This window comes from Rodentibacter caecimuris, assembly GCF_001019715.1.
GTDB classification, from domain to species: domain Bacteria; phylum Pseudomonadota; class Gammaproteobacteria; order Enterobacterales; family Pasteurellaceae; genus Rodentibacter; species Rodentibacter caecimuris.
The window spans coordinates 2,428,175-2,440,267 of the sequence record NZ_BBXJ01000001.1; the positions used below are offsets into that span (position 1 = coordinate 2,428,175).

Genomic DNA, 12,093 nt, shown 5'->3' on the forward strand with positions numbered 1-12,093 from the left:
TTACCCGACACTTTTTATGAAGGGTAAAATTATACTAATTCAACCTATAGGGATATTATCATGAACAAAATCTTTAAAGTAATTTTCAACCACACCACGCAAACTTGGATGGCGGTATCTGAGTTAGCAAAAGGGCATTGTAAATCCTCCTCTAATAGCACCGTTGAGGTTTCGGATAAAAGTGAAGTAAAAGGGAAATCTTTTGCCGGTATTAAGACTATTGCTATTACATCTGCAGTGATGATGGCAGTGGTGGTACCAAATGCTTTCGCCATACAAGCCGGTAGTGGGGAAATTAAACACAAATCGGGGCAAGGTACTGCAATTGCAGGTGGTGAAGCAACTGGTGATAGTAATGCAATTGCTATTGGTATAGAAAATAATAAACAGTGGGGTGAAACTCGAGCAAAAGCCGCAGCCCCAGGAGCTATCGCAATTGGTACCGGCTCGAATGTAACAACAAGAATTGGGGTAGCACTTGGTTATCGGGCAAGTGCTACGGGAAGTAATAACGGTGATCAGGATTTCCCTTCAGTAGCAGTTGGTGGATATACAAATGCTAATGGTTTGGAAGCTACTGCAGTTGGTGGTCGCTCTCAAGCAGACGGAAGAGGTACTGCATCCTTCGGAGCCAACGCTACAGCAAATGGTGAAGGAGCAACAGCTGTTGGTTTTTTATCTAAAGCGACAGCGGCAGGTGGTACAGCTATTGGTACGAATACTACCGCAGGAACAGGTGTTGCGATTGGTCAATATGCCTCTGCATCAAATGGTCGTACTGATAAAGCCAGTGTGGCAGTAGGGGTAAAGGCAACTGCAAATGGTGAATTAACAACCGCTATTGGAACAGGGGCTACTGCTAAGTCAGGTGAAACCGTAGCGTTAGGAGCGAATGCTACGGCAGGCGCTCCTTGGCAGAACCATGCAACTGCGATAGGGGCTAATTCTAAAGCCGTTCATCAAGGTGGTGTGGCATTAGGCTTTTATTCAGAAACTGAACGAGCTGGAACATCAACAAACTTTACAGTAAAGAATGATTCTGGCAACAATATTAACACTGATAATTTTGCTGGAGCAGCCAAAACAGGGGATCCTAGCGATAGTAATGATATTACTAGGGTTGTATCTGTTGGCAATGGAACAATGAAACGCCAAATTATTAATGTTGCAGCAGGGCGGGTTTCAGCAACATCAACCGATGCAATCAATGGTAGCCAACTTTATCAAGCAATGAAACATACGGGTTTTAATATTCAACAAAACGGCAGTACAAAATCTCGTATTAATAATGATGGTTTAGTGAATTTCACTAATGGCGACTATACAACAGCAGTGGTTACCGATGGTGATAATAGTTCATCTGTCAAAATGAATGTGGTGACACAAAATATTTCTACTGATGCAAAAGGAATGACCAACGTTTCAGGCACATCAGGTTTAACAACCGCTAAAACCGTATCAGATGCAATTAATAATGCACTCAATAATTCTAGTTTCTTGCTTAAAGTTAATGATGATGCTGGTGAGAAGATCACACGAAATAGTTCAATCAATATTGCTCAAGGAAAAAATATTAATGTAGAGCGTAACGGTAGCACAATTACAGTCAAGACCGTTGATAATCCGAAATTTACTCAAGTCGATGTGGACAAGAAATTGAATGTAGCCGCCGGTGGTTCATTAACAGTATCCGGTACATCAAATTTACGTGGTAACATTCTACTTGGAGGTGAAGGTAAAAATATTACTTTCCAAAGTGGTTCCACTGTACACATGGGCAATAATAAGATCACCAACGTAAATAATGGTACAGCAAAAACGGATGCGGTAAATAAAGGACAGTTAGATGATGTAAGCAAGGTTGCTAACGCTGCTAATACTACGGCAAATACCGCCAATTCAACTGCAAATGCAGCTAATACAACGGCAAATGCTGCCAATACAACTGCAAATGCAGCTAACACAACGGCAAATACTGCCAATACAACTGCAAATACTGCCAATACAACTGCAAATGCGGCTAACACTACGGCAAACACCGCCCTAAATAAAGTTAATCAAGGTTGGAACATCAATACAGGAAAGGCTGAAGGCGGTAATGTAGAAGGTAATAGTTCGACCAATGTTCAGATGGGCGATACTGTAAAAGTTATTGCAGGAAAAAATCTTAATATCACTCAAAGCGGCAAAGATATTACATTATCCGTTAATAATTCACCGAATTTCACCAGCATTACAACGAGCAATGGTGCAACGATTGGCGGAGATTTAACTGTTAATGGCACAACCAAAACTAAAGACTTAAATGTCACCAACAATGCTACCGTTAATAATTTAACCGCAACCAACGGCACAATCACTAACTTAAATTCAACTAACGGTACAATCACTAACTTGAATTCTACCAACGGTACGATCACTAACTTGAATTCGACTAACGGTACGATCACTAACTTGAATTCTACCAACGGTACAATCACTAACTTGAATTCTACCAACGGTACGATCACTAACTTGAATTCTACCAACGGTACAATCACTAACCTGAATTCGACTAACGGTACAATCACTAACTTGAATTCAACTAACGGTACAATCACTAACTTGAATTCTACCAATGGTACGATCACCAATTTAACGTCTGAAAATGGTACGTTTAGCAAGAACCTGACTTCCACAGGAGAAACTCTATTATCCGGTAATACAACTGTAGGCGGTCAAGGTAAAACCTTTACTGTCGCTAACGGAACAACCGTTAATATGGGTGGCAATGTGATTTCCAATATCACAGAGGGAACAAATGCAACCGATGCAGCAACTAAAGGTCAGTTGGATAAAGTAGAGCAAAATATCACGAATAATTTGACCGCACTTTCTAACAATCCATTGACCTTCGCCGGCAATTCAGGAAATACAACCCGTAAACTTGGCGACACATTAAATATCACGGGAACAGCTACGACAAACGGTAACTATAGCTCTAAAAATGTCAAAACCGTGGTAACAGAGGGTAAAGTTGAAATTCAAATTGCAGAAAAACCTGAATTTGAAACAATTTCGACCACAGGTGATGCCACAATTGGTGGTAATTCAACGGTGAAAGGTAACTCTACTGTTGAGGGCGATAGCACAATCAAAGGCACAACCACAACCAAAGATTTAAATGTCACCAACAATGCCAATATCGAAAAAGATTTGACAGTGAAGGGCAATTCAACGGTAAATGGCAACTCTACTGTTGAGGGCGATAGCACAGTCAAAGGCACAACCACAACCAAAGATTTGAATGTGACCAACAACGCCAATATCGAAAAAGATTTAACGGTTAAGGGCAATTCAACGGTGAAAGGTAACTCTACTGTTGAGGGCGATAGCACAGTCAAAGGCACAACCACAACCAAAGACTTGAATGTGACCAACAGCGCCAATATCGAAAAAGATTTGACAGTAAAAGGTAATTCAACCGTTGATGGCACGACCACAACCAAAGACTTAAATGTCACCAATAATGCTACCGTTAATAATTTAACCGCAACCAACGGTACGATCACCAATTTAACTTCTGAAAATGGCACGTTTAGCAATAACCTGACTTCCACTGGTGAAACTCTATTATCCGGTAACACAACTGTAGGTGGTCAAGGTAAAACCTTTACGGTAGCGAATGGCACTAAAGTGGATATGGGTGGCAATGTTATCAGCAACATTACTGACGGAAATATCTCCGAAGGCAGTAAAGATGCGATAACAGGTGGTCAGTTACACACGACAATTCAAAACATCACAAATAGCCTAACCAATCAAGGTATGAATTTTACAGGGAACAATGGTGTAGTTGTCACCCGTAAATTAGGTGAAACACTTACGGTTCAAGGTAGCTTAGCAGAAAATAAAGAAGCTGATAGCAGCAATATTCGTACAGTTGCAAATGCAACGACAGGTGCGATAGAAATTGTGATGGCAAAAGACCCTACATTCCGTAACTTAACAGCGACCGGTAATACAACAGTAGGCGGTGATTTAGGTGTAAATGGTACAACCACAACAAAAGACTTGAATGTGACCAACAACGCCAATATCGAAAAAGATTTAACGGTAAAAGGTAATTCAACCGTTGATGGCAACTCAACGGTTAATGGCACGACCACAACCAAAGATCTGAATGTGACCAACAATGCCAATATCGAAAAAGATTTGACGGTAAAAGGCAATTCAACCGTTGATGGCACGACCACAACCAAAGATCTGAATGTGACCAACAACGCCAATATCGAAAAAGATTTAACGGTAAAAGGTAATTCAACCGTTGATGGCAACTCAACGGTTAATGGCACAACCACAACCAAAGATCTGAATGTGACCAACAATGCCAATATCGAAAAAGATTTAACGGTAAAAGGTAATTCAACCATTGATGGCAACTCAACTGTTAATGGCACGACCACAACCAAAGACTTGAATGTGACCAACAATGCCAATATCGAAAAAGATTTGACAGTAAAAGGTAATTCAACCGTTGATGGCAACTCAACTGTTAATGGCACAACTACAACCAAAGACTTGAATGTGACCAACAACGCCAATATCGAAAAAGATTTGACGGTAAAAGGCAATTCAACGGTGAAAGGTAGTTCTACTGTTGAGGGCGATAGCACGGTCAAAGGTAATGCGACAGTTGAAGGTAAAACAACCACTAAAGATCTTACTGTCACTAATAACGCAACAGTGAATAATTTAACCGCAACAAACGGCACAATCACCAATTTAACTTCTGAAAATGGCACGTTTAGCAATAACCTGACTTCCACAGGTGAAACCGTATTATCCGGTAACACAACTGTAGGCGGTCAAGGTAAGACCTTTACGGTAGCGAATGGCACAAAAGTGGATATGGGGGGCAATGTTATCAGCAACATTACTGACGGAAATATCTCCGAAGGCAGTAAAGATGCGATAACAGGTGGTCAATTACACACCACAATTCAAAATATCACCTCAAGCCTAACAGATAAAGGGCTAAGCTTTACAGGTAATTCAGGAAATACAAGTCGCAAATTAGGTGAAACATTAAATATCACGGGAACAGCTACAACAAGCGGTAACTATAGCTCTAAAAATGTCAAAACCGTGGTGACTGAGGGTAAAGTTGAAATTCAAGTAGCAGAAAAACCTGAATTTGAAACAATTTCGACCACAGGTGATGCCACAATTGGTGGTAATTCAACAGTGAACGGTGATAGCACAGTCAAAGGCAATGCAACCTTTGAGAAAAATACTGTCACCAAAGGTAATGCGACAGTTGAAGGCACGACTACAACCAAAGATTTGAATGTAACCAACAATGCCAATATCGAAAAAGATTTGACGGTGAAGGGCAATTCAACGGTGAAAGGTAACTCTACTGTTGAGGGTGATAGCACTGTCAAAGGCAATGCAACTTTTGAGAAAGATACTATCACCAGAGGTAATGCGACAGTTGAAGGCACGACTACAACCAAAGATTTAAATGTAACCAACAATGCCAATATCGAAAAAGATTTGACGGTGAAGGGCAATTCAACGGTGAAAGGTAACTCTACTGTTGAGGGTGATAGCACGGTCAAAGGCAATGCGACTTTTGAGAAAGATACTGTCACCAGAGGTAATGCGACAGTTGAAGGCACGACTACAACCAAAGATTTAAATGTAACCAACAATGCCAATATCGAAAAAGATTTGACGGTGAAGGGCAATTCAACGGTGAAAGGTAACTCTACTGTTGAGGGTGATAGCACGGTCAAAGGCAATGCGACTTTTGAGAAAGATACTGTCACCAGAGGTAATGCGACAGTTGAAGGCACGACTACAACCAAAGATTTAAATGTAACCAACAATGCCAATATCGAAAAAGATTTGACGGTGAAGGGCAATTCAACGGTGAAAGGTAACTCTACTGTTGAGGGTGATAGCACGGTCAAAGGCAATGCAACTTTTGAGAAAGATACTGTCACCAGAGGTAATGCGACAGTTGAAGGCACGACTACAACCAAAGATTTAAATGTAACCAACAATGCCAATATCGAAAAAGATTTGACGGTGAAGGGCAATTCAACGGTGAAAGGTAACTCTACTGTTGAGGGTGATAGCACGGTCAAAGGCAATGCGACTTTTGAGAAAGATACTGTCACCAGAGGTAATGCGACAGTTGAAGGCACGACTACAACCAAAGATTTAAATGTAACCAACAATGCCAATATCGAAAAAGATTTGACGGTGAAGGGCAATTCAACGGTGAAAGGTAACTCTACTGTTGAGGGTGATAGCACGGTCAAAGGCAATGCGACTTTTGAGAAAGATACTGTCACCAAAGGTAATGCGACTGTTGAAGGCACAACAACCACCAAAGATCTTACTGTCACGAATAACGCGACAGTGAATAATTTAACTGCGACAAACGGCACAATCACCAATTTAACTTCTGAAAATGGCACGTTTAGCAATAAACTGACTTCCACAGGTGAAACCGTATTATCCGGTAATACAACTGTAGGTGGTCAAGATAAAACCTTTACTGTAGCGAATGGCACAAAAGTGGATATGGGTGGCAATGTTATCAGCAATATTGGTGAAGGAAATGTCACAGAGGGTAGTAAAGATGCAGTAACAGGTGGTCAACTTTACACAACGATCCAAGACTTCAGTAATCTTACAGGTAAAGGTCTGAATTTCACGGGAAATAATGGTGAAATTGTCAACCGTAAATTAGGCGAAACACTGACAGTTAAAGGCAGTTTAGCAGAGGATAAAGAGGCTGATAGTAGTAATATTCGTACTGTAGCTAATGCAACAACAGGTGCGATAGAAATTCTAATGGCGAAAGATCCTACTTTCCGTAATTTAACAACCACAGGTAATGCAACTATTGGTGGTAACTTAGATGTAGATGGCACAACCACAACTAAAGATCTGACTGTTACTAATAACGCTACAATTGAAAAAGACTTAGCAGTTAAGGGGAATTCAACCGTTGACGGTGATAGTACCGTTAAAGGAAATGCTACCTTTGAGAAAGATACTCTTACTAAAGGCAATGCGACCTTTGAAAAAGATACCTTAACGAAAGGTAACGCAACTGTTGAAGGCGACAGCACCGTTAAAGGCAATGCGACCTTTGAGAAAGATACCCTTACTAAAGGAAATGCGACCTTTGAAAAAGATACCTTAACGAAAGGTAACGCAACTGTTGAAGGCGACAGCACCGTTAAAGGAAATGCTACCTTTGAGAAAGATACTCTTACTAAAGGCAATGCGACCTTTGAAAAAGATACCTTAACGAAAGGTAACGCAACTGTTGAAGGCGACAGCACCGTTAAGGGAAATGCTACCTTTGAGAAAGATACTCTTACTAAAGGAAATGCAACGGTTAATGGTGATAGCCTTGTGAAAGGCAATTCAACCGTTGAAGGTGACAGCACCGTTAAAGGCAATGCAACCTTTGAGAAAGACACCTTAACGAAAGGTAACGCAACCGTTGAGGGCGACAGCCTTGTGAAAGGTAACTCTACGGTTGAAGGTGACAGCACCGTTAAAGGCAATGCGACCTTTGAGAAAGACACCTTAACGAAAGGTAACGCAACCGTTGAGGGCGACAGCACCGTTAAAGGAAATGCTACCTTTGAGAAAGATACTCTTACTAAAGGAAATGCAACGGTTAATGGTGATAGCCTTGTGAAAGGCAATTCAACCGTTGAAGGTGACAGCACCGTTAAAGGCAATGCAACCTTTGAGAAAGACACCTTAACGAAAGGTAACGCAACCGTTGAGGGCGACAGCCTTGTGAAAGGTAACTCTACGGTTGAAGGTGACAGCACCGTTAAAGGCAATGCGACCTTTGAAAAAGATACCTTAACGAAAGGTAACGCAACTGTTGAAGGCGACAGCACCGTTAAGGGAAATGCTACCTTTGAGAAAGATACTCTTACTAAAGGCAATGCGACCTTTGAAAAAGATACCTTAACGAAAGGTAACGCAACTGTTGAAGGCGACAGCACCGTTAAAGGAAATGCTACCTTTGAGAAAGATACTCTTACTAAAGGCAATGCGACCTTTGAAAAAGATACCTTAACGAAAGGTAACGCAACTGTTGAAGGCGACAGCACCGTTAAGGGAAATGCTACCTTTGAGAAAGATACTCTTACTAAAGGAAATGCAACGGTTAATGGTGATAGCCTTGTGAAAGGCAATTCAACCGTTGAAGGTGACAGCACCGTTAAAGGCAATACAACCTTTGAGAAAGACACCTTAACGAAAGGTAAGGCAACCGTTGAGGGCGACAGCCTTGTGAAAGGTAACTCTACGGTTGAAGGTGACAGCACCGTTAAAGGCAATGCAACCTTTGAGAAAGACACCTTAACGAAAGGAAATGCAACAGTTGAGGGCGACAGCCTTGTGAAAGGTAACGCTACTGTTGAAGGTGACAGCACCGTTAAAGGCAACGCGACCTTTGAGAAAGATACCTTAACGAAAGGTAACGCAACGGTTGAGGGTGACAGTCTTGTGAAAGGTAATGCAACGATTGAAGGTACAACCACCACTCAAGATCTTTTGGTGAATGGCGACAGTACCACGAAGGGGAATTCAACGATTGGAGGAAGTCTAACCGTTGAAGGCAATACTGTTTTACAAGATGTAACGATTAATAAATCTTTAACTCTTGCGGATAATGCGAAAATTGATTTAGGTAATTCTGATATTGAAGGTAGCTTTAATATTTATGGCAATACCGACAAAAAAACGCTTAGTCAGGCATTGGATCAATTACAAATGACCGGACCACTCGTTTATGTCGATCCTAAAACAAACAAAGATGTTCAACATCGAACAGATGTTGTAAGACTCAATAGCGGCTCGGACAAACCTGTACGGGTAACAAATGTCGCAGATCCGAAAGAAGCCAGCGATGCAGTAAATCTCGGTTATTTTGACAAGAAATTGTCGCTAAATATGCGCGATGTGCATAGTCGTATTAATCGGGTTGATCGTCGCTTACGCAGTGGTATCGCTTCCGCTGTTGCAATGAGCTTACTACCGCAATCTTATCGTGCAGGTGAAAGTGTTGTGAGTGTGGGTGGTGGTACTTACCGTGGTGCATCGGCAATCGCAGTGGGCTACTCCAGAGTGACCGACAACGGTCGCGTTATTATCAAAATCGGTGGTAGTGCGAACAATTCAGGAGATTATGCCGGTGGTGCAGCGGTTGGTTGGAAGTTCTAATTAACCTAAAAGTGCGGTCAAAATTAGTAAAGTTTTTAATCTTTACCCTGGCTGCACAAAATCTGATATAAATAATGAGCGTACTTAAAGTACGCTCATTTTGTAATATCTAAACGATAATGCAGTGATTTTACGAAAAATTCGGTATTCACTGTTGCTAAACTTAATTATAAATTGCTATTTATGAGCTGCTCATCGAGAACCATACCTTTTACCAATCTAATTTAAAATGAGGACACAACTATGAAATTAAAAACAAGCCTAACATTTATGGCTGCTTCATTACTTTTAGCAGCTTGTGATCAATTCGGTTCATCCGATAAAAATGCTCAAGCAGCAAATGTTTCATCATCGAACAATACTTTTGTGTACTGCACGGCGAAAGCACCATTGGGTTTTAGTCCTGCACTTGTGATGGAAGGCACCTCTTATAATGCGAGTTCACAGCAAGTATATAACCGATTGGTAGAGTTTAAAAAAGGTTCAACGGATATTGAGCCTGCCTTAGCAGAAAGTTGGGACATTAGCGAGGACGGTTTAACTTATACGTTTCATCTCCGTAAAGGGGTAAAATTCCATACCACCAAGGAATTTACGCCAAGCCGTGATTTCAATGCCGATGATGTACTTTTTTCATTCCAACGCCAGTTAGATCCAAATCATCCTTATCACAATGTATCAAAAGGTACTTATCCCTATTTCAAAGCAATGAAATTTCCTGATTTATTAAAATCCGTAGAGAAAGTGGATGACAATACTGTTCGTATTACCTTAAATAAAAAAGATGCGACGTTCTTAGCAAGTTTAGGGATGGATTTTATTTCCATTTATTCTGCAGAGTATGCGGATGAGATGCTAAAAGCAGGTAAACCGGAAACCATTGATAACCGTCCTGTGGGGACGGGTCCGTTTGTCTTTGTGGACTATAAAATTGATCAGGCGGCACAATATGTGGCAAATGAAAATTACTGGAAAGGACGTACACCGCTCGATCGCTTAGTGATCAGTATCGTACCGGATGCTTCCACCCGTTATGCAAAATTACAATCAGGAACTTGCGATTTAATTTTATTCCCAAATGTGGCGGATTTGGCAAAAATGAAAACCGATCCGAAAGTACAGCTCTTGGAACAAAAAGGCTTGAACGTAGCCTATATCGCATTTAACACAGAAAAAGCACCTTTTGACAACGTAAAAGTGCGTCAGGCATTAAATTATGCGGTGGATAAAAAAGCCATTATTGATGCTGTGTATCAAGGCGCCGGCACACCGGCAAAAAATCCGTTGCCACCAACTATTTGGAGTTATAACGATGAGGTTCAAGATTATCCGTACGATCCGGAAAAAGCAAAACAACTCTTAACTGAAGCGGGCTATCCGAATGGTTTTGAAACGGATTTTTGGATTCAACCGGTGGTTCGTGCTTCCAACCCGAATCCCAAACGTATGGCTGAACTGATTATGGCGGATTGGGCAAAAGTGGGCGTAAAAGCCAATCCGGTTAATTATGAATGGGCAGATTATCAAAAACGGGCAAAAGCCGGAGAATTAACTGCCGGTATTTTCGGTTGGTCTGGCGATAACGGTGATCCGGATAATTTCTTATCACCACTATTAGCCAGTGCGAATGCGGGAAACTCAAATTATGCCCGTTTCAAAAATCCTGAATTTGATGTCTTATTAGACAAAGCGCTCAGTTTAACCAATAAAGAGGAGCGTGCTGCACTTTATAAACAAGCTCAGGTTATCGTCCACGAACAAGCACCTTGGATTCCTGTGGCACACTCCGTTGGATTTGCCCCATTAAGCCCACGTGTAAAAGGCTATGTTCAAAGCCCGTTCGGTTATGATGCCTTCTACGGTGTGAGCGTAAACGGTAAATAACCGCTAACGATAATTTTTATCCTGCCCTTATGTTTTCATAAGGGCTTTTTCAAATAAGAATAATTATATTTTGCAAATTAGCTATAAAATCTTTTTTTCTTCCGTATAATGAGTTCGCTATTTCTTTTATTTATCACATCGTGAAATGATTAAAAAATCATTGACAAAAAATAGGAGTTCAAATGGATTTCAATCGAATTATCACTCACATGAATGATCATCATCAAGATGATATGCTTGCGCTTTGTAAAAAATTTGGTGGAGAAAAAGAAATCACCGAAATCAAACTGATTAATGTTGATTTTGGCGGTTTAGATTTTGAATACAACAATGGCAAAAAACTACGCATAGAATTCCCTCAACCTACAGATGAAAATTCAATCAAACAAGCCATCATTACGCTCTGTGTCGAAAATAAACCCGTGGAAAACTATGGCCGAATCAAAGCAAAAATTGATGAATTTCGGCAAAGTGTGAAGAGCTGTGTACTTTCAACACTTGATGCTGAAGGCGCACCGATTGCTTCTTACGCGCCCATCATTTCTCTTGATGGTAAAAATTATATTTATATCAGTGCCGTTGCAGAACATTACGACAATCTGAAACGAAATCCAAATCAAGTTGAAGTCATGTTTTTAGAAGACGAAAGCCAAGCCAAATCAATTATTGTACGTACCCGCCTTCGCTACAAAGCTACTGCCCGATTCATACCAAGAGAAGATCCAATCGTAGAAAAAGCCCTTGATAAATTAGCCGAAACCATGAATAACGTTAGCGGTATTAAAACGATTAGAGACTTTACCGATTTTGATCTTATTGAATTAACTTTTGGTGCAGGGCGTTTTGTGCGAGGTTTTGGCCAAGCCTACTCAATCACTCCGAATGGGGAAATTTCACACATTGGTGTTAAAGGCAACCCACACGAAAAAGCGACCGCTAACCAATCTTAATTGACGA

The 12,093-nt window shown here is 40.9% G+C and carries 3 protein-coding genes; all 3 read left to right on the plus strand.

Annotated elements, in window-relative coordinates:
- Nucleotides 1-60: 60 nt before the first annotated feature.
- The 3 genes from PNEUHYL_RS12005 (at nt 61) to PNEUHYL_RS12015 (ending at nt 12,086) form a co-directional block, all read left to right on the plus strand.
- Nucleotides 61-9,252 carry an ESPR-type extended signal peptide-containing protein gene (locus tag PNEUHYL_RS12005; protein ID WP_059368603.1) on the plus strand — a complete coding sequence of 3,064 codons (9,192 nt, stop codon included), beginning with the start codon at nt 61-63 and terminating at the stop codon, nt 9,250-9,252.
- A gap of 243 nt (nt 9,253-9,495) precedes the next feature.
- A complete protein-coding gene (locus PNEUHYL_RS12010; RefSeq protein WP_059368604.1) occupies nt 9,496-11,136 on the plus strand; it encodes an ABC transporter substrate-binding protein in 1,641 nt (546 codons plus the stop codon).
- Nucleotides 11,137-11,318: 182 nt separating this feature from the next.
- A complete protein-coding gene (locus PNEUHYL_RS12015; protein WP_059368605.1) occupies nt 11,319-12,086 on the plus strand; it encodes a HugZ family heme oxygenase in 768 nt (255 codons plus the stop codon).
- Nucleotides 12,087-12,093 lie beyond the last annotated feature (7 nt).

What these genes read in the sequence shown, in the direction of transcription:
- PNEUHYL_RS12010 (WP_059368604.1), top strand. Translation starts at nt 9,496, where the DNA reads ATGAAATTAAAAACAAGCCTAACATTTATGGCTGCTTCATTACTTTTA.
- PNEUHYL_RS12015 (WP_059368605.1), top strand. Translation starts at nt 11,319, where the DNA reads ATGGATTTCAATCGAATTATCACTCACATGAATGATCATCATCAAGAT.
- PNEUHYL_RS12005 (WP_059368603.1), top strand. Translation starts at nt 61, where the DNA reads ATGAACAAAATCTTTAAAGTAATTTTCAACCACACCACGCAAACTTGG.